This is a genomic window from Winogradskyella marincola, from assembly GCF_029624125.1.
GTDB lineage: Bacteria > Bacteroidota > Bacteroidia > Flavobacteriales > Flavobacteriaceae > Winogradskyella > Winogradskyella marincola.
In genome coordinates, this window is sequence record NZ_JARSBN010000001.1 from 576,193 (window position 1) to 590,249 (window position 14,057).

Genomic DNA, 14,057 nt, shown 5'->3' on the forward strand with positions numbered 1-14,057 from the left:
TCTTTAAGATTATTGAATTTGACTTAAAAACCCGGCTTAACCCGAATCAACCCCGAAGGAGACCCGAAGGAGCTCCGAAGGAGACCCGAAGGAAGCCCGAACACAAAATGCACAAGACCTTGCATAAAATTTGCCGTAAACTTATGATTTTGTGCGATTTTTAATATTTCCCTAGTATTAAATTTACTAAAAAACGTACTAAATGTATTTGACGCTTGATTCTGGACGGCTGGTTAACAAGCCTATAGGCCCATTCTAAATTGTTTTTTACCCACCAATGTGGTGCTCGTTTTACATTTCCGGTATAGACATCGAAACTACCGCCCAAACCTTGATATACTGCTTGATGCTTTTGCTGTATGCGCTCCATAAGCAGCTCTTGCCTGGGTGACCCCATGGCTACAAAAACGACATCGGGTTGGTGGTGTATAATATCCTCTATAAGTTGTTGTTCTTCTGCTTCGGTTTTGATATACCCATTGCGAAAATTGCAAATATCAATACCGTTAAACTCTTGCTCTAGCTTGGTTACGGTGTCTTCGATAACGTCTTGTTTTCCACCTACTAAATAAAACGATTTTGTTGTATGGTACTTTTTTACAATATCTAGCCAAAGCTCGCAACCCGGAATTTTAACGACATCTTTATAGCCTTTTTTGCGTAATGCCCACACCGCACCGATACCATCTGGGTAGCCTAAGTTTCGGTTAATAATGGCTCGACTTTGGTCTGTGGCATGCAGAATTTTTTCGGCATTTACGGCTACCAATATTTTATGATGCTCAAAAGCGTAATCTATGAGTTGCGCTCTAGATTTTGGCGCATAGGTGATAACGTTATTTAGGGCTTGCGATTCCATATTTATTATTTTTTTTCCAGATAATAGTGCGCCATTGCATTAAACATAAAAGCATTGCTCCAGCGCATATAGGGGATTTTTGAACTTAATCCTTGTCTGTATTGGTAATAAAAATAGCCTTTTTTGGATTGCATATTTTCAATCGTCCAGTATAGGGTTCGTTCTAACAATGCTGTATGTGCTTTGAATTGATTGAGTTTGGAGGCTGTAACAATAACCTGAGCAGGACAATGAATATCTATAGGATAGGTCTTATTGTGATAGTATTTTGGCTTGCCATCTGCTTCAAAAAAGTGCTTTGTATAATACTCCCAACCTTTATCTATATACTGTTGAAATGTTGTATCTCCTGTATTTTGCTGATAGGTTTCTATGGCATCTAAATTAAAACCGGTATGAAAACTATCTTTCCAAGACTGTACAGGTAATAATCCATAGATCCATGAACCATCTTCTTCTTGCAAATCACAGGCTGCTGTAATGGCTTTGTTTGCCATATCTAAGTACTGTTTATTTTGTTTGTACTTATAGGCATAGCTTAAAATTTTGGCACCCAATAACGACGCATTGATTACGGTATTGTTGCCATCTTTGATACTGTACGAAAAGATATGCCCATTGCCATAAGGTGTTGTAGACAAATCTTGTAATACAAACTCTGCAGAAGATAAAGCCTCCTCTAATACGCTTTTATCTTTTGTAATTTTACAACTTTCTATAAGCGCTTCTACACAAAACGCTGTTGCGACTACTGTTGGTGTATTCTTTTTGAACAAAAACAAACGTCTTGCCTGCCAATCGAAGTTATAACCCCAACATGCACCTGCATAACCTTCTACTTTTAGATCTAAAAGCAACTGCGTGATGTACTTTATTTTTTCTAAAAGTGTTTGTGGTGTACCAAACTCTGTTTTGCCTTGAAGTGCTGCCTGGTAAAGCCTGCAATAGCCTAAAAGAAACAATGCTATGCCTTTAGAGTTGTGCTCCTTGGGCACCAATAATAATTTTCTAAAATTAACAGGACTGCGCTTAAAGCCTTGTATCCAAGCCAATCTTGCTATGTCCCAATGCTTAAGCGGTAATGCTTGAAACACCTTAGAATTTAAACCATCGTAAGGGTCCCAACCTGCGAAGTTTTGGGTTTCGCAATAGGTTTTTAGTTTTTGGAATGATTGTGTAACCTTAGACATTTGCAATTTTTTTTTCTAGTTGTTTTACTACTTTACTTGCCATAAAATGTTGTTTGGCATAGTTATGATTGTATTGCGCTATGGCATTTAACTTAGTATCATTGTTAATAATGAGTGCTATCTTGTCTGCAAAATCTTGCGGTTCTAAGCTTTCTACTAAATATCCCATTTTATCGTTTTCGAAAAAATCTACTAAACCACCAACTGGCCTTGACACTATAGGCAACCCAAAGGCCATTGCTTCTAGCACTGTTGTTGGCATCCCTTCGCTGTAGGATGGCAATAGATACACGTCTGCGTTTTTAAAAGCGCTTTTTAATTTATCATTAGATACATGCCCTAAAAAACTGACCTCTTGCAAATGCGCTTTTGCATAGCTTTTTACGTCATCTAACTGAGAACCATCGCCAGCAATGGTTAGACTACAATTAGGATATTGCGCTTTGAGTATTTGATATGTTTTTAATGCTTCGTAAATTCCTTTGTATGTTTCTATCCTAGACAAAAACAACAATTGAAATGTTTTATTAGACTTAGCTTGCCACATAAAGTCTTCTAACAATTCTTCATTAATTTTTGTTGTTGACAGCTCTATAGGTTTGCTTATACCCCATTTTACCAAATCTGACTTGATTGATTTTGCTAAAACTATAAATTTGTCTGCCTTGTTATACGCTGAGAGAAATGCATTTGGTTGGTTGTTTATTTTTTTTACCATGTCTGGTGACCAACCATGAAAAAAAACAACTACTTTTTTTTGAAAAAGCTTGGCAATTTTGAGAAATACAGCATCTCGCTTTATTGCATTTTTACCTAAAGATGGGTTTAGTAAAACGTGTGTGTACCCTCCAAAAAGGCACAGTAAAATGAACTTAAGATAATCGTATGGCAAAAACACAATACCTGGCAAACCATAACGTTTACCAATAACATTGTAGTCTTTTGATACAGACCAAAAAGGTTCTAATCCTTTGTAATGACTACTAACACCTCCTTGTAACTTTAAATGTGGTATATTAATAATAAGCTTCATTTAATACCTCTGTTTTTTGAGCTTAAAATATTTGTAGAAGAATACAAGTATCTCTATAGTAAGCGACTTATAATTTGCCCATTCTCCGTTATACTGTACTTTTTCGCCTCTTGCCCCAATTTTGAACTCATAAATTTTATCTGTACTATGATTACTAGGCGGTATGCGACCAAAGTCGAAATATCTAACCCCTTCTTCTTTTAAGGATTTAAAAAGCTCCTCCATTAACAAATAAGTTGCGCCTTTGCAGTCTCTACTTTTGTTACTGTTAGCTGCAAAAACATCGTAGGCATAGTCGTTATGCACCTGTACTATTCTGTATGCTAACACTTCCTTTTTTGGGGTAGCAATAGCATAAAGCTTGATGGAATTGTGCGCCAACAAACTGCTGATTTCCTCATAGCTAACCACATGGGTCATTTCTTTGGTTTTTGACATTTCCTGAAACATGGCCACGAAATCATTGATGTGTGTATTATCTGGGTTGCTTACCTCTTTGACAACTAAATTGGCTTTCTGGGCTAATTTAACACTTCGTTTCCACCTTCTATTTCTTGATTGTTCTGCGACTAGATTATTCTCTAGAGTTAATGGGCAAGAAAACACACCTATAGGTCTTTTGTATCCTGCTCTTCTCAACCCTACTTCCATCTCTACATTGTATTTGGTATTAGAGTCTATCTCTATGGCTTTGAATAACGAAGCTAAGGTATTGTAAAAGGCTTGTACTGTTTTTTCGTCTAACTCTGCGGTTCTTGCCTCACCACTAACACGAAATATAATACTGTTGAATAAAGGTACTTTGCTTTCTACTCCCCAAATGGCAATAGATGTATTGGTTTTAGCATCTATAAAAAAACGTGCAGTAGCTCCTTTTGCGACAGCCATGGCATACCATGCCTCTGATTGTGTAAATGGTACAACTTTTAATTGTTTTTGATATCGAAAAAAATCTTCAGAATTAGAAATCTCAATCATTTACACTTACCGTTTTAATGTTTGTTTTTGAACCTATTTTAGTTAAAATCAACTTTTTCTTTAGTTTGAACCCGGATTTTTGCTGCACTTTTATTGCTGGTGTATTTCCATTAAGCACTTGTACAACAGCTTTTTTCTTTCCTCTTTGCAAAATTGTTTTTAACCTCAGCACATTTACTTTTGCATGATAGCCGTTGCCTCTGTAATTGGGATGGCAAAAAGAATCTTCTAACAGTGCCTCATCTTTAGACAAGGATACATCTGTATTGAAACCAAACGGCAGCCCTAGGTGCTTAAATGATATCCAACTATAATACACCAACTGTTGGTCTTTAAAAACACCAAAAACAGTATAGTCTCCACTTTCTAAACGCTTTTTATAAAGTGCTTTTTTATTCTCATCTAAGTAATCGCAGTTATCAAACTCATTGAACGACAACACTTTTACATCTGAATAGTTATACTTAGACAAGCGTTTTTCTATATCTTCTGAGTTGAGATCTTTTTCAAAATACAATAAGGTTTCTCTGAGAACACCAAACCGTCTTATAACAGACTTTAGAATTCTTGGTATAACCCCTAAGCCATATTGTTTATATATACCAACTAACTTTCTCACTTGATATTTTTAAAAAAATTAAAAAATAGCTTTAGCACTATAACATTGAGAGAATCAGACATATTTATGCCTATTCTTTTAATCTTTAATCTTTCTTGCTCTTTTGTATTATAACCATTTTGAGTTGTAAAACCATATTCTAACTTAAGCTCTTGGCATATTTCAATAGCGTTATCATTTACCAAGCCGTTAGGATAAGCAATATACTTTACAGGAGAATGAATTTCATTTAGAAAATCCATGCAGGTTTTTATTTCGCTATATTGAGTTTCTTTATTTAAAAATATTAGGGGGTTATGATTATGGGTATGCACTCCTACTTTAAAGCCTTTAGCGCATAATTCAATTAATTCTTCAGTATTCATTAAACTCCTTTCCTTTATATTCTGCTCAACAAATATCGAACTAACTTTATCTAAGACTTTTTTGTCGTATAAATTTTCGCCTTTATTAACTTTATTTGGTATATCTAAATAATCTTTTGATATTTTTTTTTGCTCAGCTAACAACCTAATCTTATCATGCATGAGCATATCTTTGGTATCTGTTAATGCGGTAACAATAAAAAATATTGCCTTTGCGTTATGTTTTTGTAATAGAGGTAACGCAATGTCGTAATTATCCTTGTAACCATCATCAAAAGTGATTAATACTGAATGCTGATTGGTTGATTTAGATTCGAAGAAATCCTCTGGATAAGAAAACTCAAAATGCTTATTATAAAACTTTATTTGCTTATCAAAATTATCTCTATACCCTGTTTCTAAAATACTGCCTCGTTTAACTTTATAGTTATTGTACTTAGAAAAACTATGGTAATTAAAGACGAGGTAAAAATTTTTACTTAGCTTTTTGATAAGTACATGAACCCTAAAGACCCTTAACACAAACCCAACAGACTCTTTTAGCAGATATTTAATAGTGTTTAACAACATCTAAAAGGCTATTTTTTTAATGTTTACGATATGCTTTAATACGTGAGCCTGATATGGGCTATTTATTAAAACTGCTACAGGCACTAAAAACACTGTTAGTTTTAAGCTCACACTAAAATCTGAAGAATAAAAACAGTGCACACCAATAAAAACCAACATTAATAATGTTCTTAGCACTTTAGTGCCTTTTGTGGTATAGTACTTATTTTTTAAAATAATGAAGTAAAACAGATACATTGTTCCTAACATTAAAAACCAGCCACCAGAAACCAAATCTCTGGTAAAACCAACAATACCGTAACGAAAACCTAAAGTCTTTTTTACAGCTTCACTTTTCATTGCTCCATAACCTTCACCAAAAAAAAAGAAACTTGGCTGAGATAGGCTATAGCCAAGAATTCTCATTGATGTATTAGACCGTCCGATGGTTCGCCCATATTGGTCAGTAGCTCCCTCATAACTCTCAGCATAACTAATTGCAGAACTAATGGTTTGTGATGCACTTTCTGACCCATCTAAACTATAGCTAAATCCTTTTGAGTTTTGTATTCCAAAAATAAATAACGGAAATAGCACTACGAGAACTGATGAAGCGTTGAATATTTTTTTCTTAAAGAAACTATATACTGCTAAATGCTTTGCTGCAAGCATAAACGTTAAAAACATATAGACAGGTATGTAGAAATAAATACCTCTTTTTCCACTAGAATAACCGACTAAAAAGGCGCTAATTAACACTGTACCACACCATAACCAATCTTGCTTAGTCATTTTTGGTTTGAACAAGAAGTATGTTGAGACCATAACGGAAATTAAAACAGGAAATGCTGTTGCTGTAGTACCTCCTACACTAGACATAAGCCCAACATACCCTTCTACCCTTTGCTGCAAAATAAAAACATTGAAAGCAGACCCTAGCCCTTGCAGCACTATCATTACAACTAAAAGCTTTAGCAATAAGTTCCATTGTTTTATACTCAAAGGACTAACATATAATTGATTGAACAATAAATAGGTGAAAATTAGGTACCTTAAATACAAAAATGTTTCTACCACACTATTATTATTAACAAAACCAATGTAAAAGCATATTACTAAAAACAAGAGAAAAAACTTAGCACCAGGCACTTTAAAAGAGTACCTAAAATAAAAGACTACTGCTAATAAAACAACTGCATCTATAATATAACCTATTATATCACTCACAAAAAAGAGACGATCTAATAACCCTTGGGTTAAAACAAGAATTATAGCTAATATTAAGACCTTAAACTTTATGCCATTCATAATTGCTGAGCAAAATTAAAAAGCCTTTGAGCTTGCTTATACCATGTGTAGTTTTTAGCAACAAAGTTTGAACATTCTTCATTAAAAGTAACAAAATTATTGTCGCTGTAAATTGCTTCTATACTATTTTTTAACTCTAGTACCTGATCATTAGCGTTAGTGTTGAAATAATAAAGTAATTCTTTATTAGATTTAAAAACATCTGTAAACGCTTCCATATTTGGCGCTAAAACTTTTTTGCCCATTGCTAAATATTCCATTAGCTTTATAGGGCTAGATACTCGCCATGGCATAAAATTAGGGAATGGTAAAACAGGTAAATCTGAATCTGCAATTAACTGTGGAATTTCTTCTATACTTACAGGTGGTAAAAGTTGACACCAGTCTTGGAGGGCATTACGCTCTACATAATCTATAATTTCTTGGTCTACTATAATACCTACTTGTAATAATTCTATATCTAGTCCTTCAGTTCTTAATATTTCTATAGCCTTAATTAAGTTTAAGTTCCCTCTAGACACTGAAATACCACCGTGATAAAAGATTTTAAAGGTCTTTGTATGGTTCTTTCTCTTATGAACATTAGGGTTAAAGACATCTATATTAACACCCGAACTCCAGTTTACACTATTATAGTTCTCTTTACTATACTCCTGCATAACATACTTCTCCATAAATGGTGTAATAAAACTAAATCCATGAAAAAACTTAACCGCCAGGTTAAACTTCTTATGAAAATTAACCATATCGGCATCAAATGTTTTTGGTTGCGTAGGAGTTGTACGAATATCTACTATAAATTTATTTTTTTTACGGCATAGCTTATTGACAAAAAATGCGGGCATAACAAGGGCTACCAAATCTTGATTGACCATAATTACACTATTTTTTTCGGCAACTACAACCCTAAGCGTTCTTAATACCACCCTAATGCGAAACTCGACAGCATTTAAAAGCTTATTTTTAAAACTACTGAGGTAGACGATTCTATTTTTTAGGCCAAAATACTTTGGCGCCTTAGCGTATGTACAGTAATAGTATGCTTTAATATTATTATCCAACGCATACCTTAATGGTTCTATTTCTGTAGAATAATTAGTGACCCTGTCTAATTGTTTAGATTCTAACCAATGAAATTTATACATACTATGACATTAAACGTATTACCTTATTTATATTTTTCTCTACATCATGTTCAGACACTGCATAGTTATATGCTTTTTGCCCCATAGCTTTTCTTAACTCACTGTTTTGCAAAAGTATTTCAATTTTTTCTGCTAACAGGTCTACAGTTGGACATACATACCCTATTTTTTTGGTTGTTAATATGTGGTCTGGATTAGAATTCATACTCAAAACCACTACTTTACGCATCCAAGCCTGCACAAAGGTATTCGAAAACCCTTCAAAATCACTTGTATTTACAAGGATATGTGATTTTAAAAGCAACTTATTAACTTCTTTATTAGACATTTCACCAAGGTATTCGAAATTTTCAAATCTAAGACAAGATTTATTTAACAACACCTTATAGTCATCTGTTCCCCTACCTATCATCTTAAAATTAATGTTTGAAAAACTTCTTAATCTTTCAACTAATTGAATAAAAAGTTCAGGTCGTTTTAGCTTTTTAAAATTAGCGATCCATAACACATTTATCGGAGATCTTTCTTTACGAATATCTTCTTCATTTACAAACTCTGTAGATTGATTGACTTTAACCCCTTCTCTATTATACTTCCCTTTAAGCCTTTGCGCTTGGAAATTATTTTGAACTAAAACAAAAGTAGCTTTCTTGTACGACCTGTTTGCGTAATACCTTTCTACTATGTTAAAAGGCTTTAAAAGCAAGTTTACATTTTTTATAACTTTCAAATCATTATCAGAAGCCACTGCGCAAATGTATTTACAATCGTTTGATAAAGAATAGTCAGCAGCAAAGCCACCCCAAGATGAATATAATCTTGTATAAATAGCATCTGGTTTTATCTCGTTTAATTTTTTCTCTAATTGTGCTTTGTATAAAAACCATCTTTGCCCAAATGTCTTTTTTATCTTTATTGCATGTAATGGATGCAATTGAACATTGAGAATGTTTTTGTAGGGGATTTTTTTATCTTCAAACACATAGTGTACTTCGTAGCCTGCAGTCTTTAGATGCTTTATTAAATAATAAATCTGTAGCTCTGCACCACCCATAGCTTGCTCCCAGTATGCTGGATGCATAACAACAACCCTTTTACCTATCATTACTCTATACCTGCTTTTCTTAAAAAATCATCAAACCCATCAAAGACAGGTTTATTATTAACCTTGTAATGACCATAGGCTTTACCTAATTGTCTCTTTATTGGTAATTTCTCATGAAGTTCATCTCCTTTTAGAAACAACGGGAACTCTTCCCAGAATTCTTCGATTTTTGGTTTTCGATTAAATCGCTCGTGAATACTCCTTGCATAATCTAAGGCTTGTTGAACAGATTCTATTTTTCTTCTCTCATAATACTCTTCAATTGTACAAATCACCTTAGCAGGTACACCAACTGCGACTGAATTTGCAGGAATACTTCTCGTTACAACTGAACCAAAACCTATTATACAATTATCACCAATCTCAACATTCATAAGAACCGTGCAATTGCGACCAAAATAGACATTATTACCTACCTTAATTCTTCCAGATTTAGGCATAAACTCATTATATAGATTTTTTAATACATAGAACGCACCGTCATGTGTTACTAAAGTTAAATTTTTATTCACTCTAACATTATTCCCTATCTCAATCAACGAAGGTCTTGTAATATCTATAGAAATCGACTTTACATCTGGCGTCATGAATATATCATTTCCTATTTTTATTCCTTTTTTTCTTAAAAATTTAATATAGCGTTTGGGTGAAGTCCGTGCCCAACGTAGTTTAAGATTTTCAATTTTTGATTTCAGTTTATTCTTTCCACTCATAACATCCATTTTTCAATGTAAGAGCCAACTTTTATCACCCTTACTGTTTTATCATACCACCTTTTATTTACATAAATCATAAAATATTATTTATATACCCCATAGTTGCGTTTGCCTTTTGAGTAATTTTAGCTGGATTTCCAATAACTAAAGAGTTATCTGGGACATCCACATTGAGATATGCATTAGGAGCTATCAACACATTATTCCCTACTGTAATCTTACCAACAATTACAGTACCCGTTCCAATCCATACATTATTTCCTATCTTAGGTACACCTTTATACTTACCTCTATTTGAGACACCAATTGTTGTTGAGTGAGCTATGTTACAATTTTCACCAATTTGCACTTTAGGGTTAATTACAATAGTACCAAAATGACCTATATAAAAGCCTGAACCTATTTTAGTTTCTATTTTTATTTGATAGCCATACTTGATTCTAAGTCTACTTAACCTATATCGGTAATACAGACCTAATACTTTATTATCTTTATATTTAGAGGCCTTTCTAAAGTAATACATAAACTTAAATCCTGGTATTTTTTTGCCTTGCCTAATTTTGGTTTGACCTCCATATCTAAATAGGTCAGCTTTTATGATTTTATTCATATATAGTTGTTTCTATGTGCTAATTAAGATAAATGTCTAATAGATAGATTCCAAATATTTCATTTTTACTAGCAGCAGACAGCATCTTTAATTTCAATACTATTTTAGAACACATTACAATCATCACTTTCTATTTAACATAAGTTTTAACTTTGAGAAAACCTCATAAAATGTACGATTCTTAACCATCACATTAACAACAATATAAACAATAATATAAAAGCCAATAGAAATCATTAAGCTCATTAGAAAATTATGATGACCAAATTTATATAGAACAAGGCACATTACCATCAAGGCAATACCTGGCGCTAACAATTGAACTGCCAAAATCTTGAACTGTTCATAAGGATAAAACTTAATATACTTTCCACAAACAAAAACACTTACCACAGCCGCTATTGTTCTTGCTATAATTTGTCCTATCAAAATAATTTCAATTGAAAATGTGTAGGTTATCAACAACATCAACAGTAACAATCCATTTCTCAAAAACGTAAGGTTGCGATATATATGAGGTTTGTTTTCTATCTTAACAATGTTTGAGTTAATAGTAACAAGTGGTTGTAATAGAAAAGAAATTAAAACTAATTGCAAAAGAGGAGCCGTTGGCAACCACTGTGTCCCAAAAACAAAGCCCATAATAGATTTTGCTGCACCTATTATAAATGCACTTATTGCAAAATGTACAAACAGAAAATAATTGAGCAGATTCTTATACATTTTAAGTCGCTTAACCCTATTCTGTTCTTTTGCCAACAGAGAATAAGAGGTTGTTAACACAATCCCATTGATGCTTTGGAAACTAATTTTATTGATTTTTTCTGCTTGATTGTAAAAACCTAAAGCCGACGCACTATGAAACTTACCAATAAACACTGCATACAAATTGGCTCCTATTTGGTTTGTAAAGTAAGATACCAACATATTGTTTCCAAACTTACGCATAACCTTATACGTTTTCCAATCAAAATACCATTTGGGCCACCATGCATTGACCACAGTCAACATTATCAATGTAGCTACACCCATTGTTAACACCTGACCAACCAATGCCCAGTATCCATAATTATATAATGCCATTAGGTAACCTACTATTAGCCCTACTAAAGCACTAACTATTTGAATAATGGCCATATTCTTAAACTCCAATGCTTTTCGCATTCTCGTAAACTCCGATAAGCTCAATGCTTTTACAATGATATTTAGTCCTAGTACCCTTGTGATTACAACAAGTTCCGACTCTTCATAAAACTGTGCTATCCATGGAGCTGCAATATATAGTATAGTATAGAAGAGCACTCCAAACACAATATTATGCACAAAGACAACCGAAAATTCTTTAGATGTAGATTTAGGATCTCTGATGAGATAATCAGCAAAACCAGATTCTGTAAAATTCATAGCTATGCTCATAAAAATTGCCAACATAGCTACAAGCCCATAGTCATCTGGTGTTAGCAGACGTGCAATAAGCACATTCCCAATAAAACTTATGATTTGGGTTCCAAAACGCTGTATAGCACTCCATAAATAATGATAACCTCTCATTAAGCTCGTTTTCCGATAGACTTAGCTGGCACTCCACCAAAAACCATATACTCAGGTATACTTTTATTAACCACCGCGCCCGCAGCTACTACAGCTCCTTTTCCTATTACCACTCCATCTAGTATCGTAACATTAGCACCAATCCATACATCATCACCAATTGTTATACCTTCAGATGACATCCCTTGTTTTTTTATAAGTTGACTTGCTTCTTTAAAATTATGATTAGAACCTACAATAACACAATTAGGTGCTATGGAACAATATTTTCCAATGACAACATTATCTAACACACACGTATTTCTATTGATTGTTGTACCCTCACCTATAACAACAGCTTTTTGCGATCTAATCAAAACATTTTCATGAATAAATACCTTGCTTCCTATGATTGTATTTTTCCCTCTCAATTTAGAGTTCTCCATAATATGGATATTATCACCAAACTTTAAAGCACCACTTAAACTAACGCCTTTACCAAAATAGACCTTGTTTATTTTTCCAAAAAGCAATAAGGATCTAAGCTTAGACTTAAAACTTTGCCATTCTACTTTAACCTTATTTTCAATTCTTATTGCTAACATAGACTATTGCACTAGTGATTAACTTATAACCAATACCAACTCACCACTCAAAAAAAGAAGCAAACCACTTCTTATCCTTAAGAAACATCATGCAAAACTAAAACATTTCTCTTAGCATCATAATAAAGCTAACTTTAAATTAAAGCAAATGATAAGTTTACATTAGTGTTTATGCTCTAACCTTCAGCAAAAAAATCAATAAAAGTTGAAAAAAATCAGTAATTTTGCACTAACACACTATCGATTTGAGTGGGTAAGAAACGCTCAAGGCCAAGATAGCTTTAGCCTAAAAAACAAGGATCCTAACTCGCTTTTTAGGCTTTTTTTATGCCTTTTTACAAAAGGTGCTGTACGCTACACCTAAAGACGCTGAACTTTTATCTAAAAGGTGCTGAACTTACCATAAAAAGTTGCGGTGCTTTTGCTTGTAAGTTGCGGGAGTTTTGAGAATTGCTCGATTTTTTAATGATGGATTATGTGTAATGATGTAGCTAATAAAAGTGCTGCTAGATTTCCTCTTTAGTCTAACCCTAAAATCTTGTCTAATATTATTATAAGATTCCTGCTTTACGCCTCCGCTAAAGCTTCAGCGAACGTGGACGCAGAAATAAAAAGGCCTTGAGCGGTAAGAAACACTCAAGGCCAACATAGCTCTAGACTAATAAAAAAAACGGATCCTAACTCGCTTTCTTATAAGTTAAATTGGTAAGTAACTGGCGTAAACGTTTACCTGGTCTAAACAAAATACGTGATTTTGTAATTAAACCTGCGTTTACCTCAGCTTCAGTGTCTACTCCTTCTGAGCTAAGACCGACCTGAAAATTACCTAAACGCCCGAGTCTTACAATACGACCTGCATCTAAAGACTGAATAATGTTTCGCTCTAATGAGAGCAACACAGCATAACAATCCGATTCGGTTACCGTACACTCGTACGCAATTTGCTCTGCGAGCATGTCTAAATCTACTTCGCCATCAGCTATAGCTGCTGCGTAGTACTTCTCAGGCAATGCTATATCCTGAGGATTTCTTTTGGCTTGCGCCTTAAATTTTACTGCCATAGGCTTTAAAAAAATTTAATTATTAAATATATACTTATATGCAGTACACTGTGTATCAGCGCCTTCACAACACTTACAAAGATGCAAATTATTTTTAGGCGTCTAAAAGAAAGTTTTTAACAAATTATAGGCGCATTTTTTATCAATAAACTCACCTTAAACCCTTGTAAAACATAGCATAAAACAACATTATGGACTCTTCAAACCCAAAAGCAAAGACCACCACCCTTTATAAGTCTATTTATAACTATCAACATATTTCACCCAAAATCAAGCCCTACACCACCCAAAAAGCCAAAACACTTCTAAAAATCAAATATTTACATCACAACTCTAATCTTGCTTCTTAAATTTCAATACAGAGCAACACCAACACCCCTAAAC

Annotated in this window: 14 protein-coding genes; all 14 read right to left on the bottom strand. The window is 33.7% G+C overall.

From position 1 onward, the window contains the following. Positions 1-160 precede the first annotated feature (160 nt). The 14 genes from P7122_RS02700 to P7122_RS02765 all read right to left on the bottom strand — a co-directional run bounded on the left by P7122_RS02700 (position 161) and on the right by P7122_RS02765 (position 13,673). Entirely contained in the window at positions 161-859 is a 699-nt protein-coding gene (locus tag P7122_RS02700) for a WecB/TagA/CpsF family glycosyltransferase (protein WP_278004231.1), read from the bottom strand. A 5-nt stretch (positions 860-864) separates the two neighbouring features. Then, entirely contained in the window at positions 865-2,049 is a 1,185-nt protein-coding gene (locus P7122_RS02705; protein WP_278004232.1) for a delta-aminolevulinic acid dehydratase, read from the bottom strand. After that, on the bottom strand, positions 2,042-3,082 hold the full coding sequence (locus P7122_RS02710) for a glycosyltransferase family 4 protein (RefSeq protein ID WP_278004233.1): 1,041 nt from the start codon (positions 3,080-3,082) through the stop codon (positions 2,042-2,044). The genes P7122_RS02705 and P7122_RS02710 overlap by 8 nt, the downstream gene beginning before the upstream one ends. Continuing rightward, complete coding sequence (locus tag P7122_RS02715; protein WP_278004234.1) at positions 3,083-4,060, bottom strand: GNAT family N-acetyltransferase; 978 nt, start codon at positions 4,058-4,060, stop codon at positions 3,083-3,085. Then, entirely contained in the window at positions 4,053-4,679 is a 627-nt protein-coding gene (locus P7122_RS02720) for a GNAT family N-acetyltransferase (protein WP_278004235.1), read from the bottom strand. Before P7122_RS02720 ends, P7122_RS02715 begins: the two co-directional genes overlap by 8 nt. Beyond that, positions 4,676-5,611, bottom strand: coding sequence for a polysaccharide deacetylase family protein (locus P7122_RS02725; protein ID WP_278004236.1), 936 nt, complete (start codon positions 5,609-5,611; stop codon positions 4,676-4,678). Before P7122_RS02725 ends, P7122_RS02720 begins: the two co-directional genes overlap by 4 nt. Before the next feature lie 3 nt (positions 5,612-5,614). Beyond that, on the bottom strand, positions 5,615-6,901 hold the full coding sequence (locus tag P7122_RS02730) for a hypothetical protein (protein ID WP_278004237.1): 1,287 nt from the start codon (positions 6,899-6,901) through the stop codon (positions 5,615-5,617). Beyond that, positions 6,898-8,046 (bottom strand): glycosyltransferase, encoded by a 1,149-nt coding sequence (locus tag P7122_RS02735; RefSeq protein WP_278004238.1) that lies wholly within the window; start codon positions 8,044-8,046, stop codon positions 6,898-6,900. The genes P7122_RS02730 and P7122_RS02735 overlap by 4 nt, the downstream gene beginning before the upstream one ends. A 1-nt stretch (position 8,047) precedes the next feature. Next, a complete protein-coding gene (locus tag P7122_RS02740; protein WP_278004239.1) occupies positions 8,048-9,151 on the bottom strand; it encodes a glycosyltransferase family 4 protein in 1,104 nt (367 codons plus the stop codon). Then, a complete protein-coding gene (locus P7122_RS02745; RefSeq protein ID WP_278004240.1) occupies positions 9,151-9,864 on the bottom strand; it encodes an acyltransferase in 714 nt (237 codons plus the stop codon). Before P7122_RS02745 ends, P7122_RS02740 begins: the two co-directional genes overlap by 1 nt. 76 nt (positions 9,865-9,940) lie before the next feature. Next, the gene (locus P7122_RS02750; RefSeq protein WP_278004241.1) at positions 9,941-10,477 is read right to left on the bottom strand and encodes a serine O-acetyltransferase; all 537 of its coding nucleotides are present in this window, start codon (positions 10,475-10,477) and stop codon (positions 9,941-9,943) included. A gap of 123 nt (positions 10,478-10,600) precedes the next feature. Further along, entirely contained in the window at positions 10,601-12,028 is a 1,428-nt protein-coding gene (locus tag P7122_RS02755) for a lipopolysaccharide biosynthesis protein (protein WP_278004242.1), read from the bottom strand. Then, positions 12,028-12,612 carry an acyltransferase gene (locus P7122_RS02760; protein WP_278004243.1) on the bottom strand — a complete coding sequence of 195 codons (585 nt, stop codon included), beginning with the start codon at positions 12,610-12,612 and terminating at the stop codon, positions 12,028-12,030. Before P7122_RS02760 ends, P7122_RS02755 begins: the two co-directional genes overlap by 1 nt. 677 nt (positions 12,613-13,289) lie before the next feature. Next, the gene (locus P7122_RS02765; RefSeq protein WP_278004244.1) at positions 13,290-13,673 is read right to left on the bottom strand and encodes an HU family DNA-binding protein; all 384 of its coding nucleotides are present in this window, start codon (positions 13,671-13,673) and stop codon (positions 13,290-13,292) included. Positions 13,674-14,057 lie beyond the last annotated feature (384 nt).

Bases quoted from the DNA above. Each gene is read 5' to 3' on its own strand.
- P7122_RS02700 (WP_278004231.1), bottom strand. From the start codon at position 859: ATGGAATCGCAAGCCCTAAATAACGTTATCACCTATGCGCCAAAATCT.
- P7122_RS02705 (WP_278004232.1), bottom strand. From the start codon at position 2,049: ATGTCTAAGGTTACACAATCATTCCAAAAACTAAAAACCTATTGCGAA.
- P7122_RS02710 (WP_278004233.1), bottom strand. From the start codon at position 3,082: ATGAAGCTTATTATTAATATACCACATTTAAAGTTACAAGGAGGTGTT.
- P7122_RS02715 (WP_278004234.1), bottom strand. From the start codon at position 4,060: ATGATTGAGATTTCTAATTCTGAAGATTTTTTTCGATATCAAAAACAA.
- P7122_RS02730 (WP_278004237.1), bottom strand. From the start codon at position 6,901: ATGAATGGCATAAAGTTTAAGGTCTTAATATTAGCTATAATTCTTGTT.
- P7122_RS02735 (WP_278004238.1), bottom strand. From the start codon at position 8,046: ATGTATAAATTTCATTGGTTAGAATCTAAACAATTAGACAGGGTCACT.
- P7122_RS02740 (WP_278004239.1), bottom strand. From the start codon at position 9,151: ATGATAGGTAAAAGGGTTGTTGTTATGCATCCAGCATACTGGGAGCAA.
- P7122_RS02745 (WP_278004240.1), bottom strand. From the start codon at position 9,864: ATGAGTGGAAAGAATAAACTGAAATCAAAAATTGAAAATCTTAAACTA.
- P7122_RS02750 (WP_278004241.1), bottom strand. From the start codon at position 10,477: ATGAATAAAATCATAAAAGCTGACCTATTTAGATATGGAGGTCAAACC.
- P7122_RS02755 (WP_278004242.1), bottom strand. From the start codon at position 12,028: ATGAGAGGTTATCATTATTTATGGAGTGCTATACAGCGTTTTGGAACC.
- P7122_RS02760 (WP_278004243.1), bottom strand. From the start codon at position 12,612: ATGTTAGCAATAAGAATTGAAAATAAGGTTAAAGTAGAATGGCAAAGT.
- P7122_RS02765 (WP_278004244.1), bottom strand. From the start codon at position 13,673: ATGGCAGTAAAATTTAAGGCGCAAGCCAAAAGAAATCCTCAGGATATA.